Below are 21,328 nucleotides of genomic sequence, written 5' to 3'. Positions count from 1 at the left end.
GGAGAGTGCCTGTGAAGCGCGAAATTCGTTGAAGCCGACCGTCACGCAGCCACGGCAGGGCCGAGCGTCGCAAGCAATTCGCCCGTCGTCACGACCGAAGCGAATTCCGCCCTCAGCGTCGCCACATGCGCGCGATGGATATCGCGCGCGGGAACCACGCCGCCCGCGCCGTCCGGCAGATCGAAGCAGTCGCAGGCATCCTCCACCAGGATCATGCGATAACCCATATTGGCGCCCACCCGTACCGATGTCGAAACACACATGTCCGTGGAGATGCCGAAAAGCACGACAGTATTGGCGCCGAGACGCCGGAGCCGCAAGTCGAGGTCGGTGCCGATGAAAGCGGCGTTGACGCTCTTGGTCACGAGCGGCTCCTCGCCCTTCGGACCGAACCCCGCGCGGAATGCATTGCCCGGCCGGTCCGGACGAAGTGTCGATCCTTCCTCGACGCTGTCATGGCGGACATGGATGATCGGCCGTTTGGCGGCGCGCCAGGCGGCAAGAAGCGCAAGACCGTTCTCGTCGACGCGATCGTTCCAGCGCGGCGGCCACGGCGCGGCGTCAAAGGCCTGCTGCATGTCGATCGGTAGCAGGACGGCATTGTCGGGCAATTTCAAGCTGTTCATCATTCAAGCTCCTTCGTTGTTCCCGAACCGTAACTGCCCTATCGTCCGGTTTCACTCAGCACGATGCTGCCTGGGCCGGACATTCGTCCGGCAACAACGGCAGGGGACGACGATTTGACTGAACTCGATGAAAAGGACCGGCTATTGATTGCCGCCCTGCGAAAGGATTCACGCCAGAGCCTTGTCGCGCTTGCCCGCCATGCCGGTCTTTCGCGCAGCGCCACGCACGAGCGGCTTCGCCGGCTCGAGGCGAAGGGCGTCGTTGCGGGCTATACGATCCGCCTCGGTCAGGAGGACAAATCGCCGGTCGTGCGGGCGCTTGTCGCCGTCGCCTTCCAGCCGGGCAAGAATTGCGACCATGTCGTGCCGCATCTTTCCGGCATGCCGCATGTCGTCAGTTGCTGGTCGCTCGCAGGCGCAACGGATCTGATGCTGCTGGTCGAATGCGAGTCCAACGGCGAACTCGACACGATCCGGCGAAAGATTGCCACGATTCCGGGTGTCGCCACCGTCCAGACGCATGTGACGCTCAGGACGCATTTCGACCGCCGAGGCTGATCTCGAATGTCCCCCCGGTTCCGTCTTCAACTCGAAAACGGAACCGCGCTGCATCAGTGTCGTCAGCAATAGATCCTGAACTTTTCGCGGATCGCCCGATCGATCTCCGGCGCGATCACCGAAGGTGCCGCTTCCGACAGAATGCGGTTCTTTCTCTCGATCGCGCGGGCGACAAGGTCCGGACGGCCGATCTCGACCCACTCCTTCGGGCTCGTGCGATCAGCGACCGCCGGATAGATATACTCGGTCTGCATCAGCCCGAGCGTCTGCGGGTGACCGAGATAGTGACCGGGACCGTCGAGGCAGACGGAGCGCATGGTTTCGAGCGAAACCGAATCCTCAGTGACGTCGATGCCGCGGATGCAGCGCTGCACCTGACCGAGCAGGTCGTCGCCGAGCACCAGCGATTCCAGACAGAAGCCGAGAAGCGAGGCATGCATGCCGACGGCTTCGTAGACCATGTTGAGGCCGGAAAGTCCCGCCATGACGTTGGAGATCGCCTGCTCCCAGCCGGCCTGCATGTCCGGCAGCTTCGCGTCAGCGATGCCGGCGGCGGCCCCGCCCGGCAGGCGATAGAACTGGTGCATCTGCGCGCAGCCGGCCGTCAGCAGCGCCTGCTCGCCGGAACCACCCGACATCGCCCCTGTCCTCAAGTCCGAAACGAAAGGCCAAGTGCCGAAGATCGCCGGATGGCCGGGCGACATGGCATTGACGTAGACGACACCCGCCAGGCATTCGGCAACCGCCTGCACGATCGCGGTCGCAAGCGGCGCCGGCGCAGTCGCGCCCGCCTGCCCTGCCGAAAGCAGGAGCACCGGCATGCCGCCGCGGATGCAGGCCTCCATGGTGATGCAGCTTTCCTCGGCGAATTTCATCGGCGGCACGACGAAGCAGTTGGAATTGGAAACGAAGGGCCGCGCCCGCCACTTGTCCTCTCCGCCGGCGATCATATGGATCAGGTCGAAACAGCCCTCGACATGCGACGGATCGGAAAAGCTGGTGCCGACATGCTTCGTCGTTCCGGCGCAACAGGCATAGAGCGTATTGATGTCCATCAGGAAGTTATCGGGAATGTCCCGGCACACCATTGCCCGCTGGAAGAAGTGGACATTGTCGAGATGGTGAACGAGCTGGGCGGCGTTCAGCAGGTCCTTGGCAGTCGACTCGCGGTATTCCCGCTTCTCGACATCGACGACGTGAACCGCCGCACCGGCGGTGCCGTAGTAGACCCGCGTGCCGCTTAGCTCGAGATCCTGCTTCGGATCGCGGGCATGAAGCGTGATGTCGCGGGCGGCAATGGCCAGCATGTCCTCGACCAGCGCGCGGGGAAAGCGGATGCGCCCATCATCGCCGAGAACAGCGCCGGCGTCGGTCATGATCTCAATGCCGGATTTCGGCGCATTGGCAAGCCCGATCTGCTCCAGCGCATCAAGCGCCGCTTCATGGATGCGCTGGACATTCGCCTCGCTCAGAGGCTTGTACTGGCCGCCGGGAAGGCCCGGTCGCACCGGCCGGATGTTTTCCGCAAGCGGTGCGGAGCGAAGCGCCACGCGCGCTGCCCGTCCGCCTGACCGTCTCGAAACCGCAACTGCGCATTCGTCAGCCATCATTCATCTCCCAATGGCGCCATAGCTCTTTGCCGCTCGCGCTTGCCGGCGGATTTGTCCCTCTCCTCGGGTTTTAACCGAAGACTAACCCTCTCCCCGCACGCGAGGGAGAAGGGGCTGGACGGCGCGGCATCTCCCTTCTCCCCGTCAAAACGGGGAGAAGGTGCCGGCAGGCGGATGATGGGCGGTCCATTTTCAGGCCCGGACCCGCTCCGCCTTCGGATCATACATGGCCTTCAGCGAAGCCTCGGCCTTGACGCGCGTTCCGGCGATTTCGATCTCGTAACTCGACCTGAGCACATCCGCCTCGCTCTCTCCCTCGCAGGACACGTAACCAAGACCGACCGCGCCACCGAGATAGTGGCCGTAATTGCCAGACGTGATCGTGCCGACGATCTCGCCATCGCGGACAATCGCTTCGTTGTGGAAGAGCAGCGGCTCCGGGTCGGCAAGCCGGAACTGCACCAGCCGGCGTGACAGCCCCTTGTTCGCCTTGGCGAGCACTGCTTCCCGGCCCATGAAATCGCCCTTGTCCTGCTTCACCGCAAAGCCAAGGCCGGCTTCGAGCACATGATCCTCGTCGGTGATGTCGTGGCCGAAATGGCGGAACGCCTTCTCGATCCGGCAGCTGTCGAGCGTGTGAAGACCGCAGAGCTTGAGCCCCATGTCGCCACCTGCCGCTTCCAGCGTTTCGAACACATGCGCCGCCTGGTCGGTAGAGACGTAGAGTTCCCAGCCGAGCTCGCCGACATAGGTGACGCGGTGGGCGCGGGCGAGCCCCATGCCGATTTCGATTTCGCGCGCCGTAGCGAAAGGATGCGCCTGATTGGAGAAGTCGTTGGGGCTGACCTTCTGCATCAGCTCGCGCGCCTTCGGTCCCATCACGCAAAGTACGCTTTCGGCGGCTGTCACGTCGGTGATGACGACGAACTCGTCGCGAACATGCTTGCGCAGCCACGCGAGATCGCGCTGCAGCGTCGCGCCGGGCACGACGACGAAAAAGGCGGTTTCCGAAAGTCGCGTCACGGTCAGGTCGCTCTCGATGCCGCCGCGCGCGTTCAACATCTGGGTGTAGACGATGCGGCCCGGCTCCACGTTCATCTCATTGGCGCAGAGCCGCTGCAGGAACAAAAGCGCATCGCGGCCCTCGACGCGGATCTTGCCGAAGGACGTCATGTCGAAGAGACCGACGCCATTGCGAACAGAGAGATGCTCCGCCCTCTGGTTCTCGAACCAGTTCTGACGCTTCCACGAGTAGCGGTATTCGCGTTCCTGTCCCTCGTTGGCGAACCAGTTGGCACGCTCCCAGCCTGCCACTTCTCCGAAGACGGCGCCGCGGGCCTTCAGATGCTCATGCAGCGGCGAGCGGCGGACGCCGCGCGCGGTCGCCATCTGGCGATAGGGGAAGTGATCGGCATAGAGCAGGCCGAGCGTCTCCGACACGCGCTCCTTGAGATAGCTGCGGTTCTTCTGGAACGGCTGCGCCCGGCGGATATCGACCTCCCAAAGATCGAAGGGCGGCTCGCCGTCGTTCATCCATTGCGCCAGCGCCATCCCGGCGCCGCCGGAGGAAACGATGCCGATCGAATTGTAGCCGGCGGCAACCCAATAACCTTTCACCTCCGGCGCCTCGCCGAGATAATAGCGGTCGTCGGGCGTAAAGCTTTCCGGTCCGTTGAAGAAAGTGTGGATGCCCGCCGTTTCCAGCATCGGCATGCGGTTGACCGCCATTTCGAGGATCGGCGCGAAGTGGTCGAAGTCCTCCGGCAGCTGGTCGAAGCAGAAGTCCTCGCGGATGCCGTCCATGCCCCAGGGCTTGGCCTTAAGCTCGAAGGCGCCGACCAGCATCTTGCCGGCATCTTCCTTGTAATAGGTGCACTCGTCCGGCACGCGCAGCACCGGCAGACGGGTGAGGCCCGGGATTGCCTCGGTGACGATGTAGAAATGCTCGCAGGCGTGCAGCGGCACGGTGACGCCCGACTGGCGCGCGAACTCCCTGCCCCACATGCCGGCGCAATTGACGACATTTTCCGTCTCGATCGTGAAGCTCTCGCCGTTCTGCTCGCAAGTGACGCCGGTCACGCGGCCGTCTTTATTGAGAACGGAAGTGACTTTCACGCCCTCGATAATGGTCGCGCCATTCTGGCGCGCGCCTTTGGCAAGCGCCATCGCGATGTTGGCGGGGTCGCACTGACCATCGAGCGGCAGATGCACCGCCGCCTTGACGTCGGAGGTGTTGAGATGCGGATACATCGCCTTCACCTCATCCGGCGTGATCTCGCGGACATCGACGTCGAAGGCGCGGGCGAGCGAGGCCTGGCGGTAGATTTCTTCCTTGCGCTCTTCCGTCAGCGCAACGGTGATCGACCCGTTCTGGCGCATGCCGGTGGCGATGCCGGTTTCAGCTTCGAGCTTGACGTAGAGGTCGGCCGAATATTTCGCGAGCCGCGTCATGTTCTGCGAAGCACGAAGCTGGCCGATCAGCCCGGCCGCATGCCAGGTCGTACCGGACGTCAGCTGCTTGCGCTCGAGCAGCACCACGTCCTTCCAGCCAAGCTTCGACAGGTGATAGGCGACCGAGCAACCGGAAACGCCGCCGCCGATGATGACGGCACGGGCTTTTGCAGGAATGGGCTTCGTCATGCTCTCAGTCTTTCATTCGAGGGATCCCAGAGCGGCTGGTCCAGCTGAACGATCGCCTTGAAGCGTTCACCGAAAATCTCGACCTCGATCTCCTGACCCGGTATGGCGAGATCCGCGCGCAGCATGCCAAGCGCGATCGACTTGCCGACACGATAGCCCCAGTTTCCGGAGGTCGTCTCGCCGACGACCTCGCCGCCCGACCACAGCGTCGACATATAGGGCGCATCGCATTCGCCAGCCTCGACCGTCAGGGTGACGAAGCGCTTGGTGACGCCCTGTTGCTTCTCGCGCTCCAGCGCGGCCTTGCCCTTGAAGGCCGGCTTCGACCAATCGACGAAGCGCTCGAGCCCGCCCTGCAGGACCGTGTAGTCGGTTGACAAATCACCCTTCCAGGCGCGGTAACCTTTTTCGATGCGCAGGCTGTCGAGCGCCTCCATGCCGAACGGTTTGAGGCCGTGTTTCTGGCCCGCCGCCCAGACCGTGTCGAAGATCGCCACCGTGTCGTCCACCTTCGTGTGAATTTCCCATCCGAGTTCGCCGGCGAAGGAGACGCGAACGAGCTGGCAGTAACGCCCGGCGATCTGTGCAGTCTGATGCGTGAGCCAGCCTTTCGTGAGGTCGGCGTCCGAAACCTCCGCCAGGATGTCGCGCGATTTCGGCCCGGTGAGGATCTGGCAGGAGAAATTCGCAGTCACGTCGTCAAACGTGAAAGCCGCGTCGACCGGGCGGTGCTTCTGCAGCCATTCGAAATCATGCCATTGCGCCGTCGCCGCGGTAATCAGGAAAAAGAAATCCTCCTCGATCGCCATCACCGACATTTCGGTAACGATGCGCCCCTTGTCGTCGGCGAAATAGGCAAGGCCGATACGTCCGGGCTTCGGCACACGACCGATGATGAGCCCTGTCAGCCACTCCCGCGCCCCCTCGCCCTTTATGCGAAAGCGCGAGAAGCCCGGCAGGTCGAGAATGCCGGCGGCATCGCGGACCGCCAGGCATTCCTCCTCGATGCGTCTTGCCCACGGCCCTTCTCGACGCCAGGTCTGCGTCGCTTGCTCGGACGTGTCGTCGCCGGGTTTCGCATACCACATGGCACGCTCCCAGCCGTTATAGGGCTTGAACTGGGCGCCGAGCGCAGCGATCCGGTCGTGGATCGGCGAGAGCTTCTTGCCGCGGCCTGCGGGCCAGTAATGTTTCGGAAAATGCATCGCATATTCGTGGCCGTAGATTTCCATGCCCTTGGCGATGCAATAGTCCTGATCGGTATAGTCGGTGTAGCGGCGCGGATCGCAGGACCACATGTCCCATTCCGTCTGGCCCTCGGTTACCCACTCGGCGAGCACCTTGCCGGCCCCGCCAGCCTGGCAGATGCCAAAGGTGAAGACACAGGCTTCGAAGGCATTCGGCACGCCGGGCATCGGCCCGATCAGCGGATTGCCGTCGGGCGCGTAAGGAATCGGTCCGTTGATCACGCGCGAAAGACCGGCGGTGCCGAGGATCGGTACGCGCTCGACCGCGTCGTTCAGATACCATTCCAATCTTTCCAGATCGTCGGGGAAGAGCTGGAAGGAGAAGTCCTCGGGCATCGGATCATCAGGCGTTACCCAATGAGCGCGGCAGTTCCGCTCGTAGGGCCCGAGGTTCATGCCGTATTTCTCCTGCCGGAGATAATAGGAGGAGTCGACGTCGCGCAGCAGCGGCAGCTTGTGCCCTGCTTCTTTCGACCAGGCGGCAAGCTCCGGGATTTCGTCGAAGAGAATATATTGGTGGCTCATCACCATCATCGGCACGTCGCGGCCGAACATCTTGCCCACTTCGCGTGCGTAGTAGCCGGCGGCGTTGACGACATATTCGCAGCGGATTTCGCCCTGCGGCGTCGAGATCACCCATTCATCGTTTTCGCGGCGTGCTCCCGTGACGGGACAGAAGCGGATGATCTTCGCGCCCAAGTCGCGCGCGCCCTTGGCGAGCGCCTGGGTGAGCTGTGCCGGGTCGATATCACCGTCATAGGGGTCGTAGAGCGCGCCCGTCAGCTCGTGGGTTTCCAAGAAGGGATAGCGGCTGCGCATCTCGTCCGGCGTCAGGATGTCGAGGTCCATGCCCTGGTAGCGCCCCATGCCGACGACGCGCTTGAACTCCTGCAGCCGCTCCTTCGAATGCCCGAGGCGGATCGATCCGGTGACGTGATAGTTCATCGGGTAGTCGACCAGCATTCCCAGCTCGCGATAGAGCGAGGCCGAATAGCGCTGCATGTTCATGATCGACCAGGAAGAGGAGAAGGTCGGCACGTTGCCGGCCGCGTGCCAGGTCGAACCCGCGGTCAGCTCGTTCTTTTCCAGAAGCACGCAATCGGTCCAGCCGGCCTTGGCAAGATGATAGAGCGAGGAGGCGCCAACAGCTCCCCCGCCGATGATTACGACGCGTGCGTGAGACGGCAAATTCGACATGCGTATTTCCCTCTTTTGAGGGGATATTTGACGACGAGCGAAAGACCATCAAGCAGCGAAATGAGGTTTTATTGATCGAAGAATTCGATTAGGCTTCCCGCGTTTTGGAGGCGGCGTGTCGCAAAGATGCAAGTTGAACTGATCGAGACGTTTCTGGACCTCATGGAAACGCGAAGCTTCAACCGCACGGCCGAGCGGTTGAACATCACCCAGTCGACCGTTTCTCATCGCGTGAAGGCGCTGGAGGCGCAGTTCAACCGCAAGCTCTTCACCCGCAGCAAGGGCGGCACGGTTCCGACCGCTTCCGGCCTGCGCTTTCTGGATTACGCGAAAGCGCTTCAAAATCAATGGCATGAAGCGACGAGAGCGGTCGCCAGCGCCGGCGCTTTCGAGCGTTCGATGCGGCTGGGTATCCAGCACGATCTGGCCGAGACCTTTGCCGGTGACTGGCTCGCAGCCGTCCGCCGCGAGTTGCCGCAGACCGAGATCTACATGGAGGCGGATTATTCCAACCAGATGAACCGCGATCTCGCGGCCGGGGAGCTTGACCTGGCGGTTCTCTATACACCCCACTACCTGCCCGATCTCCACTATGAACGGATCGGCGAACTGCATTACATACTGGTCAGCACTGAGGCCCGTGACATGGCCGCCGTCAAGCCCGAGAGTTATATCCGCTCGAGCTATTCGCCGGCCTTCGACCGCGCCCATAGGCTGGCTCTGCCGCATCTCTCGGCCGCTTCGCTCTCCGCGGGGCAGAACATGGCGATCGCCGGCCTCCTGCGTTCGCTCGGCGGAGCGGCTTACGTGACGAGTGCCACCGCCGAGCGACTCTCCGACAGCGGCATTGCGACCGCGGTCGCCGATGCGCCGGTCATCCCACAGGCCGTCTATGCCGCGACGAGCCTCCGCACGCGCCACGCGCACCAGCACCGCAAGATCATCGGGGCGATGGAGCTGCTACTCTCGTCAATGCCGGCGCAGGTATAGGCAATACTAAGGCATATCGTCAGAACTTGCCCTTGAAATGCGTTTTCAACCGCGTCACGTCTTCGGGCGTGACCGTCGGCGGATCGGTTACCGCCATCCAGGCATCGATATAATGCTCCGGCGCATAGACATGGCCGTAGCCGATCGGCGATGTCGTCGCCAAAGCCATGTCGGCCAGAAGCTGCAGCCCGGTCACGACCGGGAACCAACGCAGCGCCGGCGAGACATCGGGACCCCGCGGGGCCTTCATCCATTGCGGCTCGCGATAGAAGGCATGGGGATCGAAGAAGGTCACCGGATCGCTCGCATATTGCAGATAGACGATCCTCATCGCACCCCAGCGCGCGCCTTCCATGTCGAGCACATTCTCCTGGCTCGTGAAGCGGATGACCGAACTGTCGCGGTAGCGCGGCAGCCATGCCGGCGAGGAAGGATCGCGGTCCGCGGTTACCGATTGCCACATCCCGCTCGGAAAAGGCGGCCCGCTCCATAACGCGCCCTGAAAAGGATCGCTTATGACATCGAAGAGATCGACCGAACCTTGCGAGTTCATCGCGCCAAGACTCAAGCCGTGGAGATAGAGCTTCGGGCGCCGATCCTTCGGCAGCGTCGTCCAGTAGCTGTAGACTTCATCGAAGAGCGCATTGGCGGCGTCGGCCCCGTAGCCCGGCTCGACCAGCAACGACAACCAGCTCGTGAGATAGGAATATTGCACCGCGACGCTCGCGACGTCGCCGTGCAGGAGATATTCGACCGGATCGAGGGCTGCCGGATCGATCCAGCCGGTGCCGGTCGGAACGACGACGAGCAGCGACTTGCGCTCGAAACCGCCGGCTCGTTTCAGTTCTTCCAGAGCCAGTTTTGCCCGCTCCCGGGCGGTCTCGGCAGAATTTAGCCCGACATAGACCCGTATGGGGTCTCGCGCCCCACCGCCGAAGAAGGCGCCGATCTCGGCACCCGTCGGGCCGGAGGCGATGAACTGGCGGCCCTGCCGTCCCAGTTCGTCCCAATTGACGAGCGATGCGGCGCTGCCCGTCTTGGCCGGATCCGACGGTGGTGCGACATCCGCGTCGATAAGCGCGTCGAGCTGCTGGAACGAGCTGTCGGCGGCGCGCAATGCGAGCTTGAAGATCAAGCCGTCGGCAACCGACCAGAAAAGTGCAATGGCTGCGAGCCCGCCGATAGCCCTCGCGATGGGGCGCGTCACGAGGCGTTCCAGCATGCGCGACAGAAAATGAAATGTCAGCAGGAACAGCCGCGCCAGAAAGACGAGCACGAAGAAGACCAAGGCGGCGAGGAGACCGAGCTTCAGGGGGGCCACCGTTTCGATCGGTTCAAGGCCCATGATGTTTCGAACAGTGTTCTGCCATCCTGCCGTCTGCCATAGGAACACCGCGACTGCCGCGCCACAGACGAGCCCCGCCACGATCTTCAAAGTGCGCGCGCGCCGTGGGGATGCATCGGGAAGTTCGAAAAACGACCAGAGCCAGCGCAGGAACACGCCAATCGCGTAACCCGCCGCTAGCGAAAGACCGGATATCGCTCCCTGGACCAGGTAGGGCCGTGGAATGAGACTCGGCGTCAGCGAAACCGCGAAGAACAGCACGCCGACAAGCAGCCCGGTCGTGGAAAGCGCGCCCCAGAGCCTTGCAGGCTGGCTTGAGGGCCGCGGCCTCGACATGTGCGTCTGTTGAAGGTGTTCCATGGCGGCCCTCCATTGCACAGGCATTGTCAACGGGATGTCCGGCGCGAGCGACACGCGCATTCAGCAATGTCGCCTTGCGCCCTCCCGCAGTCAATTGTCGCGGCACGAGGGCGGAGGCAGCCTAGATCCGTCGTTCCTTGATCGTGTTCATCACGAAACTCGTCTCGATCGAAGCCACGCATTTGAGGCGGGCGATCTTTTCCTTGATGAAGCGCTCGTACTGTTCGAGCCCGGCGCTCATCACTTTCAGGACGTAGTCGCGCGAGCCGGTGACGAGGTGGCATTCGAGCACTTCGTCCCAGCCGCGGATCGCGTCTTCGAACATCACGATCTCGTCTTCGTGCTGCCGGCTGAGCCGGACGGTCGCAATCGCCGTCATCGTCCAGCCTTCGATCGCCGGATCGACGAGCGCGGTATAGCCGCGGATGACACCGCTTTCCTCCAGTCGCCGCAGACGCCTGAGGCAGGGCGAGGCCGAGAGCCCCACCCGATCGGCGAGCTCGTTGTTGGTGATCCTGGCGTCGGCCAGCAATTCCTTCAAAATCCGGCGATCCATTTCATCGGCAATTTTCTGCGCCATATCTCTTCGTTTCCGGCAATTATTTGCGTTTATCAAAGCGAAGTGATCGCAAATAGCAAGGACCCGTCCAAGCGTCTGATATAATTTGGCGGTTACTGCATGTTTCCTAACTCGTAGTCGATATAGGACAAAAACATGCAGCAGTTCAAAGTGCTACAGCGTCCTTTGCGCGTCTGACAGACGCGCGGCGCTGTAGTCGAGTCCGTTTCGTTCGAGGAGAAAAGCCATGACCGCGCCGCATCCTTCCAAGACCCACATCGGCAACCACAAGCTGCATCCTGAAACCCTCATGCTGAACTATGGTTACGATCCGGAACTCTCGGAGGGCGCGGTCAAGCCGCCAGTCTTTCTGACGTCCACTTTCGTTTTCCGCTCCGCCGAGGAAGGCCGCGATTTCTTCGATTTCGTTTCGGGCCGGCGCGAGCCGCCGGCGGGCGTCGGCGCGGGGCTCGTCTATTCCCGCTTCAACCATCCGAATAGCGAAATCGTCGAGGACCGGCTGGCCGTTTTCGAGCGCGCGGAAAGCGGCGCCGTCTTTTCCTCCGGCATGGCGGCAATCGCAACGACCCTGCTCGCCTTCGTGCGCCCGGGTGACGCCATCCTGCACTCGCAGCCGCTTTACGGCGGCACCGAAACGCTGCTCGCCAAGACCTTCCTCAATCTCAACGTCTCGGCAGTCGGTTTCGCCGATGGCGTCGACGAGGCGGCCGTCAATCTCGCAGCCGAGGAGGCGATGAAAAACGGGCGCGTCGCCGTCATTCTCATCGAGACACCCGCCAACCCGACCAACAGCCTCGTCGATATCGCAATGATCCGCCGCGTTGCCGACACGATCGGCGAAAGACAGGGGCACCGGCCCATCCTTGTCTGCGACAACACGCTGCTTGGTCCGGTCTTCCAGCACCCGATCGACCATGGCGCCGACATTTCTCTTTATTCGCTGACCAAATATGTCGGCGGCCACTCGGATCTCATCGCAGGCGCAGTGCTTGGCTCCAAGGCAATCATAAAGCAGATCAAGGCGCTGCGCGGCGCGATCGGCACGCAGCTCGATCCGCACTCCTGCTGGATGCTCGGCCGCTCGCTGGAAACACTATCGGTCCGTATGCACAAGGCGAACGACAATGCCCGCATCGTCGCCGAGTTCCTGCGTGACCATCCGAAGGTCGAGCGGATCCATTATCTGCCCTTCCACGACGAGGTCTCGCCGGTCGGGCGCACCTTTGCCGCCCAGTCGACCGGCGCCGGTTCGACCTTCTCCTTCGACATCGCCGGCGGTCAGGATGCCGCTTTCCGCTTCCTCAACGCGCTGCAGATCTTCAAGCTCGCCGTCAGCCTCGGCGGCACGGAATCGCTTGCGAGTCATCCGGCCGCGATGACCCATTCGGGCGTGCCGATCGAAGTGCGCCACCGGATCGGCGTGCTTGAATCGACGATCCGCCTGTCGATCGGCATCGAGCATCCGGACGATCTCGTGGCCGATCTCGCAAACGCGCTCACGGTTGCCTGACACATTACCGGGGGGCCGTGGCCATCATGCTCCCGCGCCCCTCAACAAAACACGGCACGCGATCACCGCCCCGCTAGCGCGCTCTTCACCAGCAACGCCGCCGCCGCGCCCGCCGTTTCCATATAGGTCGGGTCGCGGTGAAGCAGCACCACGGCAAAACTGCCGTCGAGGAGCAGCAGCACCTGCCGCGCCAGCATCAGTGGCTGTTCGACCCTTTCCGCTTCAAACACCTGCTGCAGCCAGGCCTCGAACCTCTTCTTGTGAGCGGCACCGACGCGGATTGCCGGATGGCCGGGCATGCTGGCGAGCTCGGCCGACGTGCGCAAAAAGCCGCAGCCCTTCCATTTCGGGTGCCGGGCGGCACGCGCCAGATTGCGGAAGATACCTTCGACCTTGGCTGCCACCTCGCCTTCGGTCTCGGCAAACCATTTCTGGAAGAGCTTGAGGTTCGGCTGGTCGCGGCCATCCAGATAGGCGGCGATCAGATCGTCCTTGCTGTCGAAATGGTAGTAGAGCGTGCGCTTCGTGACGCCGGCTGCGGCCGCCACGGCATCGACGCTGACGGCGCGGATGCCTTCCGCATAGAAGAGCTTGGCTGCCGCGGAGACGATGCGGTCGCGAGTGGAGGAGGTACCGGTCATGTGTGTATACCGACTAGTGAATATACAATCGCTTATCGCTCCCCTAGCCTGCTCCCGTCAACACCACGGGAGATCGCCATGTCCGACACAGTGCTTTTCGACGTCTCCGAAGGCGTCGCGCTGCTCACCTTCAACCGGCCGGAAAAGCTGAACGCGTTGAACTATGAACTGATAGACCGGCTGCTTTTCCTGCTCGACCTGATCGAAGTGGACGACACGGTCCAGACGGTCATCCTCACCGGCGCCGGCGAGCGGGCCTTTTCAGCCGGCGGCGACATTCATGAGTTTTCCAGAAGCGTAGCCGAAGGCGTAAATGCTGCCATCCGCGATTTCGTGCGGCGGGGACAAAGGCTTACCGCCCGGCTCGAAGCCTTTCCGAAACCGATCATTGCCGCCGTCAACGGCCTTGCCTATGGCGGCGGCTGCGAGATCACCGAAGCCGTGCATCTCGCCATCGCCAGCGAGCGAGCACGCTTTGCCAAGCCCGAGATCAGGCTGGCGATGCCGCCGACCTTCGGCGGCACTCAGCGCCTGCCGCGCCTCGCCGGTCGCAAGCGCGCACTCGAACTGCTTCTGACCGGAGACGAATTTCCCGCGAGCCAGGCGCTCGAGATGGGGCTCGTCAACAAGATCGTGCCGCATGGCGATCTCATCACGGCCGCCCGCGAGCTGGCTGCCCGCATCATGCGCCACTCGCCCCTCGCCACCGCCGCGATCATTACTGCTGTCACCCGAGGTCTCAACATGACGATCGGAGAAGGCCTGCTGAACGAGAGCGAACAGTTCGCGCGCATGGTGCCGAGCCATGATCTCGCCGAGGGACTCGCGGCTTGGAAGGAACGGCGCGAGCCACACTACATCGGATGCTGAACCAGACGCTTAAATCGCGTCTAGCTGCGGGCGAAGCCAAGTGCGAAGAGGGCCAGCGCTCCGATCGACGCGAATGTCCGCACATGGTTCCACCAGACCCAATCGGTCAGGTATCGTTTCTGCCAGAGCTCGTTGGCTGTCTCTCCAGGGGCCGCGGCCGCAAGCGCATCATTCAACGGCACATTGAAGACGATCGTCACCAGCAGCGTGCCGACGAAATAGGCAAGCCCGCCGGCCGCAAGCAGCCAATTGCCCTGCCCTCCCGAAAAGAAGGCCGCGGCAATGAGGATCAGCCCGAGGAGCGCCGTTCCCATGAAGGCGGTGAGAAACAGCGGGTTCTGGATCACCACGTTGATGGCATTCATTGCGGCGATCCCTTGTTCGGGCGGCAACCGCGACAAGGCCCGCATGATGCAGACGGAGAAGATGAAGAACAGGCCGGCCATGAGGCCGGAACCGACGACGGCGGCAAAAGCCAGTGCGGGAATTAAAGCAGCCATCACATCATCCTTTTAAAAATATGAGCAGTTCTCATATTTGCAAATGTGATAAACCCTCGTATTTTGAGTGTCAAGCAAATGTGAGGACTACTCATGAAATCAAATCCGGCGACCAGACCGATCGAAGAGGAACCAACCCTTCGCCGCACGCCGAGCCAGAAGCGCAGCCGCGAGCGCGTCGAGCACATTCTCTCCTGCGCCACCAGGTTGATCGAGAAAAAGGGAAGCGACGCCATGCGCATGAGCGAAGTCGCGGAGATGGCTGGCATCTCCATAGGCTCGCTCTACCAGTATTTTCCCGACAAAGCGGCGATCGTGCGCACCCTTGCCGAACGCTACAATGCCGCCAGCCGGGACTGTATTGCGAGCGAGTTCGCCAAAGTCACCACGCTCGCCGAGTTGCGCAGCGCCTTTTCGGCGCTCTTCGACACGTATTACGACATGTTTCTCGCCGAGCCGGTGATGCGCGACATCTGGTCCGCGATGCAGGCGGACAAGACCCTGCGCGAAATCGAACTCGTGGAAAGCCGGGCGAGCGGACAACTGCTCGCCGACACCTGGGCGAGGGTCGCTCCGGAAACGCCGCGCGAAAAAATCGAGAACGCCGCCTTTCTCATCATGCATCTCGGGGAATGCACGATGAGGCTCGCGGTCTCGGTCGACAGGCCCGAAGGCGATCGCATCGTAAAGGCCTACGAGCAGATGATCCTTCAGGAATTTGTCGCAGATGCAACTTGAGAAGCCGCAAGTTCAATTGACATCGCCCCCGACCGATCCTAATCATCGGGGATCGATTGGTTCCCGGAAAGCGAACGCCTTTCGGGAGTAAACGGGAACGTGACGGATGGACCCAAACTGGGCATCCCAATCACGGCCGACCCCGCGACTGTAGAGCGGCGTGAATTTGTCATTCCGGAGCGATCCGGAAGAAGCCACTGGGAAAGACCGCGAGAGGGCGGTTCGATCCTGGGAAGGCGAGGCAAATCCCTGGTGACCAGAACACGCGTGTTCAGATGGACGCGCAACGATCTTGGCACCTGACGCCGTGAGCCAGGAAACCTGCCAGTTGATGCGGGCATTGTGCCCAACCCGGGAAACGTCCCAACGCCATCACGGAGGTTGTCATGGCTACGTCTACAGTTTCGAGCATTCCGCTTTCCCTTAACGATCGTCTGGTCGCGGGCATCTCTGCCCTGTTGATCGGCGCCTTCCTCGTATTCGGTGCGGGCCTCGCGAATTCGGCCGTTCTGCACGATACGGCGCACGACACCCGCCATTCCTACGGCTTCCCCTGCCACTGATCGATGCCATGGAACGCGCCTGGCGTTCCATCTCGAACAAGAGCGGATCGCCTCTCCGGCGTATAGCACGCGGGCGTATTTGCCATTGGGCATGCGCTCCGGCGTGCTCCGCCGGCGTTTTGCATCCACGGAAACCGGAAATGGTGCCGGCTGTGGCGTCTGCACGGCGTTCGCGCATCCTGAATGACGCGCTGCGCTTCGGAGCGGCCGCGCGCCCGATTGAGGAATATCGACAATGATCGTCAAGACACTTCTGGCCGCGATCGTGGCCGGGCTGATCGCCGGCGTCTTCATGACCGCCGCGCAGGAGATGCGCGTCGTGCCGCTGATCCTGCACGCCGAGAAATACGAGGGCGAAGCGCCGTCGGCGGATCATCCGGCAACGCAGGAGCCGGCAGCCGTTGACCACGACCAGCATTCGTCGCTGAGCGACACTTCGGCAGTCGGTGCGCTGCTTTCCACGTTCTCGCCAGTCACACCGGCCTATGCGCATGAGCATGCGGGCGAGCATGAGGAAGGCGGCATCATGTTCGGCATGAGCCGCTTCTCCGGCACGCTTCTCGCCAATCTCGTGACCGGCGCCGGTTTTTCGCTGCTGCTTGCCGGCGTCAGCCTCGTGATCGGCTATCCGATCACACTCGCGAACGGCGCCCTCTGGGGCGCTTTCGGCTGGCTGGCCATCCACTTGCTGCCCGCGATCGGCCTGCCGCCGGAACTGCCGGGCTTCCCGGCAGCCGACCTCGGCGACCGGCAGGTCTGGTGGGCCGCAACCGTGCTGCTTTCGGCCGTCGGCCTCTATCTGCTGGCGCTGCGCCGCGAACTGGTCGCCAAGATCGCCGGTCTCGCGCTCATCGCGGCACCCCAGTTCTACGGCGCGCCGCAGCCGCTCGACATCTCCAGCAACGTGCCTGCCGTCCTCGGCGCGGAGTTCGCGGTCGCCGCGCTCGCGACCACGCTTGCCTTCTGGCTCGTGCTCGGGGTGGTTTCCGGCTTCATCAACGACCGGTTCGTCAACGCGCGTTAGGTCACGTTCTGATCTTTGCTGCCCCTCACCCTGGCCCTCTCCCCGCTCGCGGGGAGAGGGGACGACCATATGTCAGTCTCCATTGCAGCAACGTCGTGAGTCAGAAAGACGCGGCCGCGAATCCCTTCTCCCCGCCCGCGGGGAGAAGGTGCCGGCAGGCGGATGAGGGGCTTAGAAACTCACCCTATTTCACCGCGAGCAGTCTCCAGCAAATGCGCCCGCAGTCGCTCGCGTCGGGCCTCGGGCTCGAGCAACACGCAACTGTCGCAATAGCTGCCGCCGTCGGTGCGGTAGTAAAGGCAGCACCCGCCGCGCATCCTGTAGGTGCGCCACAGATCGTTCCCGCACGCCGCTGCGACTTCGATCCTCTCAAAGCAAAGCGCCTCGGAGTTGAGCGGGGAACCGACGCGCTTGACGATCGCCGGCGCCTGCGCGATCGCTTCCGCCTCCGTTCCACGCCGTCGTCCAACTTCGAGAAAGGCACCTGCTATGCTGTCGGCAGCAAGCCGCCATTGCGCGCGCGCCGACAGGCCGCAGCGCCGCTTCAAGAGTGCGATGATCGGCTTCAGATGAGCGACAAAGAGATCGTGAAAAAGCTCGTTGGCATCGTCGGGCGCGCAGCCGGCGACTTCCTTCAGTGCCATACAAAAACGAAAACGCCCAGCCTCGACGGCACCCGCCTCGAGCGGACGCGCATAATGTTCGAAGCGCAAATGCTTCACGTCCGGAACGAGACCGCTGCAGAGATAGATGGCTGCCGCCGCGAGGCTGATTTGATGACTATAGAAGGCGATGAGATGCGCCGCCCGCACCTTGTTGTCCATGCCGGCGGCGAAGCGCTCCTGATAGGCGAGACAGGTCTCCACATCGGGCGATCCCTCGGCCCAGAACGCCGACGGCAGCCGCATGTCCTCGTCCGGCGTGAGCGAGCAGACAACCTCGGGAAACGCGGCCTCGAGCCAGACGATGGCGGCCCTCGCCTTCCCCTCGCCGGCGGCGTCTCCCATCTCCCGCTTCCGCGCATTCTCCATCCCGTCTCCGTCGCGATCAGATTCGCGGGCAAACCGCCGACAGCCAGCCACCCTCGAAGCCGGCCCGGCGCAGTCCGCGGCCGAAGGCCGGGATGCTGCGTGTGATATCCCAGAGCAATCCGCTTCTCCAGTTCTCGATCATCATGACGGACAGGCCCTGGTCAAGTCCCACGACCCTGTCGTCCACCCAACCCTCGGCGCCCGCGCCCGGCAGGCTTGGATTGAAGCCGCCGGGAAGGCGGTCTTCGCTGAGCAGCGCCGGATAACGGGAAAGCAGATGGCTGATGCCGCCAAGGCCTGCCTCCGGTTCGAAGGGCAGGCAAGCGAGCGGCGCCCAAGGAACGAGCGTCCCGTCGTCGGCGCCGAAAGGTGCGCCGCGCGCCGCGTAGCCAAGCATCCGCTGCCAACGGCCGTCACGAAGCCGCAACCGGCCCTTCGGCGCGTGGCAGGCGCTGAAGCCCCAGAGATCGCGGCAATAGCCGGCGAAGGCGCCGGGGTTTTCCTCGGCATGCGCCCGCTGGAACGCGATCGCCCGACGGGTGTTCTCAAAATAATCGCTCGCGGTCTTGCGCATCTCGGCATCGTGAAGGCCTCGAAAATCGATCCATGCATGGGGAAAGAGGTGGATGAAGAGCGCACCCGCGTGAAGATGCCGGCCGCTTTCGATCTGTAGCCATTCATGAGCAGCGGTGAAAGCGTCGTAGTTTTCGGGCGCAATTGCGTGGCGCGGTGCGGCGAGCGCCAGCACGTAGAGCAACAGTGCTTCGCTATATCCGCGCCAGCGGTGCCGCAGGAAACGACCGGGCGGACGCCAACCCATCATCAGCGTGTCGCCGCGATTGAGTGCCCATGCCCAGTCCGCTCGCTCGAAGAGCCGTTCGGAAAGGCTGCGGATCTCCATCTCGTCCCGCCTGCGCTCCGAGAAATAGGCGGCTGCCGTCAGCATGCCGGCAAAAAACAGAGCGCTGTCGATGGTCGAAAGCTCGCTGCTCCAGGTGCGCTCGCCGGTGCGCATATCCAGGAAATGATAGTAGAGGCCGCGATAGCCGGTGGCGCGTGCGTCGCTTGCCTGCCTGCCGCCCGCGAGAAACCGCAACACCGTCAGCACGCGACGGGCGGCCTCAGCGCGGCCGATCCAGCCGCGTTCAACCGCGACAGGGTAACAGGCGAGGCCGAAGCCTGTCGCGGCGATGCTTGACGGCGATCCTGCGCGCGACGTGTCCGCGACGAGACCCGTCCCGGCATCGGAATATCGAAGAAAATAACCAAAGCCACCGCGTTGCAGCCGGTCGATCCGCGTATTGTCCGTGTCGAAGGTGAATTGAAGCATCCCAAGTCCCGTCTGACGCGCTTTCTCGCGGAGATCAACGTGTTCGCGCCGACTGCGTCAGCGATATCTAACGCTCTGAAGCCCCGTACATGCACCCGCGAATAATACTCGTTCAAGGGCAAAATCGGGCGATGTTCGGCTTTCGACCTGCAGGTAAAGACATCGGCGATCACCGAATATTGTAGAGCGGATCGTTCGCAACGGTCGCACAGCCGCAATCCTGTGCTACATTCTCCGAGATGCCTTGATTTTGGCGTGATGCAATCCAAGCATCACTGATGTGATCAATTTTTTTGAAGTGCAGGGTGCGGGCAGACCACCTTACATTTTTCCGCATCCAGCCACGAAGTGACCACGCAATAGGTTGATGCGATGTTGAGCACGTTGGCATTGATCCTGGCCCTCAGTGGGAGCCCGATTCAATCGGCCGCCATGCCGGCGGACGTCGATGTGGAACTGGTACTGGCCGTCGACATGTCCGGATCGATGGACATGGAAGAGGCTCGGGTGCAGCGGTCCGGCTATCTGCAGGCGCTGCGGCATCCGGACTTCATCAACGCGGTCAAGGGCGGCCTGCTCGGGCGTATCGCGATCGGCTACTTCGAGTGGGCGGGACTTGTGAACGAGCAGTCGGTGGTCACCTGGCAAGTGATCGACGATGCAGGCGACGCCGAAGCTTTCGCGGCGAAGGTCGAGGCCCGCCCGATCGGCACGCGCCGCGGCACGTCGATTTCCAATGCCATCCTGTTCGGCACGAGCCTGATCGATTCCAACGCCTTTTCCGGCGCACGCCGGGTAATCGATATTTCCGGTGACGGCCCGAACAATACCGGCCCGCCGGTCACGCCCGCCCGCGATGGGGCGGTTGGCCGCGGCATCATCGTCAACGGGCTTGCGATCCTCATCCGCCCGTCTGTCTCGACCGGACCGCTCGACCAGTATTATTCGGAATGCGTCATCGGCGGGCCCGGATCTTTCGTGCTGCCGGTGCATGAACCGGAGGATTTCGCGATCGCGATCCGCCAGAAGCTGATTCTCGAAGTGAGCGGGCTCACCCCACCGCCCGCCCTTCACCTGGCCGCAACCGCGCCCGGCACCGATTGCCTGATCGGCGAGAAGCTCCGACCGGGATTTCTCGACCGGATCTATCCGGAGCTCGACCGATAGACAGTGTCGCGGGTCACTGAATTGACATCACTGCCTTCCTTCATTCGCTGCCAGGCATGAGCGCGGAGACGCCGCCGTCGACGAAAAGGGTCGTGCCGTCGATGAAGTCGGAATCGGCGGAGACCAGGAAGAGAATGGCGCGGGCGAGATCGTCCGGAACACCGGGCCGGTCTCGCAGGTTGACGACGGGTCGGTTCGGATCGAAGGTATCCTTGCCGACCGGCGAGCCGATCTTGTTCGGCACCACGCAGTTGACCCGGATCTTGTGCTTGGCGAGCTGGATCGCCAGCGAGCGCGAAAGATTGGTAACACCCGCCTTGGCAGCCGTGTAGGCAACGGCGCGCGGGCGTCCGTAGAAGCCCGAGGTCGAGCCGACATTGACGATGTTACCGCCATGGCCCTGCGCCACCATCTGCTGGGCGAAATATTTGCTCATCAGAAATGTGCCGGTCAGCGTCACCGCAATCACCCGGTCCCATTCCTCCTTCGTGACGTCTAGAATGTGCTTGTTGTCGCTGATGGCGACATTGTTGACGAGGATATCCACCTTGCCGAAGCGGTCGGCCACGCCTCTGACGAGCGAAATGACGCCTTCTTCGTCGGCAACGTTGGCGAGAAACACCTCAGCCGTGCCGCCCGCCACGCGGATCTCCTCCGCGACACGTCCGGCGCGCTCGGCGTCGATATCGGTCACGGCGATGCTCGCGCCTTCCCTTGCCAAAAGCTTCGCCGTAGCCTCGCCGATATTCCGGCCGGCGCCGGTGACGACGGCTACTTGATCGATTAGTTTCATTCTGTCCT

The 21,328-nt window shown here is 62.7% G+C and carries 19 protein-coding genes and 1 riboswitch; of the genes, 8 read left to right on the top strand and 11 right to left on the bottom strand.

Features of this window, described 5'->3' with window-relative positions:
• Window positions 1-41: 41 nt before the first annotated feature.
• Complete coding sequence (locus tag ILFOPFJJ_RS06275; RefSeq protein ID WP_173509666.1) at window positions 42-626, bottom strand: isochorismatase family protein; 585 nt, start codon at window positions 624-626, stop codon at window positions 42-44.
• A 114-nt stretch (window positions 627-740) separates the two neighbouring features.
• Between ILFOPFJJ_RS06275 and ILFOPFJJ_RS06270 the strand changes: the two genes are divergently transcribed.
• Window positions 741-1,184 carry an Lrp/AsnC family transcriptional regulator gene (locus ILFOPFJJ_RS06270; RefSeq protein WP_246299476.1) on the top strand — a complete coding sequence of 148 codons (444 nt, stop codon included), beginning with the start codon at window positions 741-743 and terminating at the stop codon, window positions 1,182-1,184.
• A 62-nt stretch (window positions 1,185-1,246) separates the two neighbouring features.
• Here the strand turns inward: ILFOPFJJ_RS06270 and ILFOPFJJ_RS06265 are convergent, their stop codons facing one another.
• The 3 genes from ILFOPFJJ_RS06265 to ILFOPFJJ_RS06255 all read right to left on the bottom strand — a co-directional run bounded on the left by ILFOPFJJ_RS06265 (window position 1,247) and on the right by ILFOPFJJ_RS06255 (window position 7,878).
• Complete coding sequence (locus ILFOPFJJ_RS06265; RefSeq protein ID WP_173509664.1) at window positions 1,247-2,791, bottom strand: trimethylamine methyltransferase family protein; 1,545 nt, start codon at window positions 2,789-2,791, stop codon at window positions 1,247-1,249.
• A gap of 195 nt (window positions 2,792-2,986) precedes the next feature.
• A complete protein-coding gene (locus ILFOPFJJ_RS06260) occupies window positions 2,987-5,434 on the bottom strand; it encodes a GcvT family protein (RefSeq protein WP_173509663.1) in 2,448 nt (815 codons plus the stop codon).
• Window positions 5,431-7,878: a GcvT family protein gene (locus ILFOPFJJ_RS06255; protein WP_173509662.1), complete on the bottom strand. Its 2,448-nt coding sequence runs from the start codon at window positions 7,876-7,878 to the stop codon at window positions 5,431-5,433. Before ILFOPFJJ_RS06255 ends, ILFOPFJJ_RS06260 begins: the two co-directional genes overlap by 4 nt.
• Before the next feature lie 126 nt (window positions 7,879-8,004).
• Between ILFOPFJJ_RS06255 and ILFOPFJJ_RS06250 the strand changes: the two genes are divergently transcribed.
• The gene (locus ILFOPFJJ_RS06250) at window positions 8,005-8,868 is read left to right on the top strand and encodes a LysR family transcriptional regulator (protein WP_173509661.1); all 864 of its coding nucleotides are present in this window, start codon (window positions 8,005-8,007) and stop codon (window positions 8,866-8,868) included.
• Window positions 8,869-8,887: 19 nt separating this feature from the next.
• Here ILFOPFJJ_RS06250 and ILFOPFJJ_RS06245 read toward each other — a convergent pair whose 3' ends face one another.
• A complete protein-coding gene (locus tag ILFOPFJJ_RS06245) occupies window positions 8,888-10,573 on the bottom strand; it encodes an alpha/beta hydrolase (protein ID WP_173509660.1) in 1,686 nt (561 codons plus the stop codon).
• A gap of 121 nt (window positions 10,574-10,694) precedes the next feature.
• Complete coding sequence (locus ILFOPFJJ_RS06240; protein WP_173509659.1) at window positions 10,695-11,153, bottom strand: Lrp/AsnC family transcriptional regulator; 459 nt, start codon at window positions 11,151-11,153, stop codon at window positions 10,695-10,697.
• Window positions 11,154-11,379: 226 nt separating this feature from the next.
• On the opposite strand from ILFOPFJJ_RS06240, the gene ILFOPFJJ_RS06235 reads away from it, so the two are divergent.
• Window positions 11,380-12,663: a cystathionine gamma-synthase family protein gene (locus tag ILFOPFJJ_RS06235; protein WP_173509658.1), complete on the top strand. Its 1,284-nt coding sequence runs from the start codon at window positions 11,380-11,382 to the stop codon at window positions 12,661-12,663.
• 62 nt (window positions 12,664-12,725) lie between these two features.
• Here ILFOPFJJ_RS06235 and ILFOPFJJ_RS06230 read toward each other — a convergent pair whose 3' ends face one another.
• Window positions 12,726-13,304, bottom strand: coding sequence for a TetR/AcrR family transcriptional regulator (locus ILFOPFJJ_RS06230; protein WP_173509657.1), 579 nt, complete (start codon window positions 13,302-13,304; stop codon window positions 12,726-12,728).
• A 78-nt stretch (window positions 13,305-13,382) separates the two neighbouring features.
• On the opposite strand from ILFOPFJJ_RS06230, the gene ILFOPFJJ_RS06225 reads away from it, so the two are divergent.
• The gene (locus ILFOPFJJ_RS06225; RefSeq protein WP_173509656.1) at window positions 13,383-14,174 is read left to right on the top strand and encodes a crotonase/enoyl-CoA hydratase family protein; all 792 of its coding nucleotides are present in this window, start codon (window positions 13,383-13,385) and stop codon (window positions 14,172-14,174) included.
• Window positions 14,175-14,194: 20 nt separating this feature from the next.
• Here ILFOPFJJ_RS06225 and ILFOPFJJ_RS06220 read toward each other — a convergent pair whose 3' ends face one another.
• Complete coding sequence (locus ILFOPFJJ_RS06220) at window positions 14,195-14,674, bottom strand: anthrone oxygenase family protein (protein WP_173509655.1); 480 nt, start codon at window positions 14,672-14,674, stop codon at window positions 14,195-14,197.
• 93 nt (window positions 14,675-14,767) lie between these two features.
• Between ILFOPFJJ_RS06220 and ILFOPFJJ_RS06215 the strand changes: the two genes are divergently transcribed.
• From ILFOPFJJ_RS06215 to ILFOPFJJ_RS06205, 3 genes are all read left to right on the top strand, one after another.
• Window positions 14,768-15,412 (top strand): TetR/AcrR family transcriptional regulator, encoded by a 645-nt coding sequence (locus ILFOPFJJ_RS06215; protein WP_173509654.1) that lies wholly within the window; start codon window positions 14,768-14,770, stop codon window positions 15,410-15,412.
• A 40-nt stretch (window positions 15,413-15,452) separates the two neighbouring features.
• Window positions 15,453-15,755, top strand: a riboswitch (cobalamin riboswitch).
• A gap of 43 nt (window positions 15,756-15,798) precedes the next feature.
• Window positions 15,799-15,975, top strand: coding sequence for a CbtB domain-containing protein (locus ILFOPFJJ_RS06210; RefSeq protein ID WP_173509653.1), 177 nt, complete (start codon window positions 15,799-15,801; stop codon window positions 15,973-15,975).
• A 235-nt stretch (window positions 15,976-16,210) separates the two neighbouring features.
• Window positions 16,211-16,999 (top strand): CbtA family protein, encoded by a 789-nt coding sequence (locus tag ILFOPFJJ_RS06205; RefSeq protein WP_173509652.1) that lies wholly within the window; start codon window positions 16,211-16,213, stop codon window positions 16,997-16,999.
• Window positions 17,000-17,178: 179 nt separating this feature from the next.
• Here ILFOPFJJ_RS06205 and ILFOPFJJ_RS06200 read toward each other — a convergent pair whose 3' ends face one another.
• Together ILFOPFJJ_RS06200 and ILFOPFJJ_RS06195 are read right to left on the bottom strand one after the other, a co-directional pair.
• The gene (locus tag ILFOPFJJ_RS06200; RefSeq protein ID WP_246299474.1) at window positions 17,179-18,030 is read right to left on the bottom strand and encodes an IucA/IucC family C-terminal-domain containing protein; all 852 of its coding nucleotides are present in this window, start codon (window positions 18,028-18,030) and stop codon (window positions 17,179-17,181) included.
• A gap of 16 nt (window positions 18,031-18,046) precedes the next feature.
• Complete coding sequence (locus ILFOPFJJ_RS06195; RefSeq protein ID WP_173509651.1) at window positions 18,047-19,360, bottom strand: glucoamylase family protein; 1,314 nt, start codon at window positions 19,358-19,360, stop codon at window positions 18,047-18,049.
• A 372-nt stretch (window positions 19,361-19,732) separates the two neighbouring features.
• Here ILFOPFJJ_RS06195 and ILFOPFJJ_RS06190 point away from each other — a divergent pair, with 372 nt between their 5' ends.
• Window positions 19,733-20,527 (top strand): DUF1194 domain-containing protein, encoded by a 795-nt coding sequence (locus ILFOPFJJ_RS06190; RefSeq protein WP_173509650.1) that lies wholly within the window; start codon window positions 19,733-19,735, stop codon window positions 20,525-20,527.
• A 40-nt stretch (window positions 20,528-20,567) separates the two neighbouring features.
• On the opposite strand, the gene ILFOPFJJ_RS06185 is transcribed toward ILFOPFJJ_RS06190, so the two are convergent.
• Window positions 20,568-21,320 (bottom strand): SDR family NAD(P)-dependent oxidoreductase, encoded by a 753-nt coding sequence (locus ILFOPFJJ_RS06185; RefSeq protein ID WP_173509649.1) that lies wholly within the window; start codon window positions 21,318-21,320, stop codon window positions 20,568-20,570.
• Window positions 21,321-21,328 lie beyond the last annotated feature (8 nt).

It is taken from the genome of Sinorhizobium psoraleae (genome assembly GCF_013283645.1).
GTDB classification, from domain to species: domain Bacteria; phylum Pseudomonadota; class Alphaproteobacteria; order Rhizobiales; family Rhizobiaceae; genus Sinorhizobium; species Sinorhizobium psoraleae.
The sequence above is the reverse complement of the archived record's forward strand: the minus strand, read 5'-3'. Positions and strand labels throughout refer to the sequence as shown.

Coding starts and splice junctions, on each gene's coding strand:
- ILFOPFJJ_RS06275 (WP_173509666.1), bottom strand. CDS start 626: ATGAACAGCTTGAAATTGCCCGACAATGCCGTCCTGCTACCGATCGAC.
- ILFOPFJJ_RS06265 (WP_173509664.1), bottom strand. CDS start 2,791: ATGGCTGACGAATGCGCAGTTGCGGTTTCGAGACGGTCAGGCGGACGG.
- ILFOPFJJ_RS06260 (WP_173509663.1), bottom strand. CDS start 5,434: ATGACGAAGCCCATTCCTGCAAAAGCCCGTGCCGTCATCATCGGCGGC.
- ILFOPFJJ_RS06255 (WP_173509662.1), bottom strand. CDS start 7,878: ATGTCGAATTTGCCGTCTCACGCACGCGTCGTAATCATCGGCGGGGGA.
- ILFOPFJJ_RS06250 (WP_173509661.1), top strand. CDS start 8,005: ATGCAAGTTGAACTGATCGAGACGTTTCTGGACCTCATGGAAACGCGA.
- ILFOPFJJ_RS06245 (WP_173509660.1), bottom strand. CDS start 10,573: ATGGAACACCTTCAACAGACGCACATGTCGAGGCCGCGGCCCTCAAGC.
- ILFOPFJJ_RS06240 (WP_173509659.1), bottom strand. CDS start 11,153: ATGGCGCAGAAAATTGCCGATGAAATGGATCGCCGGATTTTGAAGGAA.
- ILFOPFJJ_RS06235 (WP_173509658.1), top strand. CDS start 11,380: ATGACCGCGCCGCATCCTTCCAAGACCCACATCGGCAACCACAAGCTG.
- ILFOPFJJ_RS06230 (WP_173509657.1), bottom strand. CDS start 13,304: ATGACCGGTACCTCCTCCACTCGCGACCGCATCGTCTCCGCGGCAGCC.
- ILFOPFJJ_RS06225 (WP_173509656.1), top strand. CDS start 13,383: ATGTCCGACACAGTGCTTTTCGACGTCTCCGAAGGCGTCGCGCTGCTC.
- ILFOPFJJ_RS06220 (WP_173509655.1), bottom strand. CDS start 14,674: ATGGCTGCTTTAATTCCCGCACTGGCTTTTGCCGCCGTCGTCGGTTCC.
- ILFOPFJJ_RS06215 (WP_173509654.1), top strand. CDS start 14,768: ATGAAATCAAATCCGGCGACCAGACCGATCGAAGAGGAACCAACCCTT.
- ILFOPFJJ_RS06210 (WP_173509653.1), top strand. CDS start 15,799: ATGGCTACGTCTACAGTTTCGAGCATTCCGCTTTCCCTTAACGATCGT.
- ILFOPFJJ_RS06205 (WP_173509652.1), top strand. CDS start 16,211: ATGATCGTCAAGACACTTCTGGCCGCGATCGTGGCCGGGCTGATCGCC.
- ILFOPFJJ_RS06200 (WP_246299474.1), bottom strand. CDS start 18,030: ATGGAGAATGCGCGGAAGCGGGAGATGGGAGACGCCGCCGGCGAGGGG.
- ILFOPFJJ_RS06195 (WP_173509651.1), bottom strand. CDS start 19,360: ATGCTTCAATTCACCTTCGACACGGACAATACGCGGATCGACCGGCTG.
- ILFOPFJJ_RS06190 (WP_173509650.1), top strand. CDS start 19,733: ATGTTGAGCACGTTGGCATTGATCCTGGCCCTCAGTGGGAGCCCGATT.
- ILFOPFJJ_RS06185 (WP_173509649.1), bottom strand. CDS start 21,320: ATGAAACTAATCGATCAAGTAGCCGTCGTCACCGGCGCCGGCCGGAAT.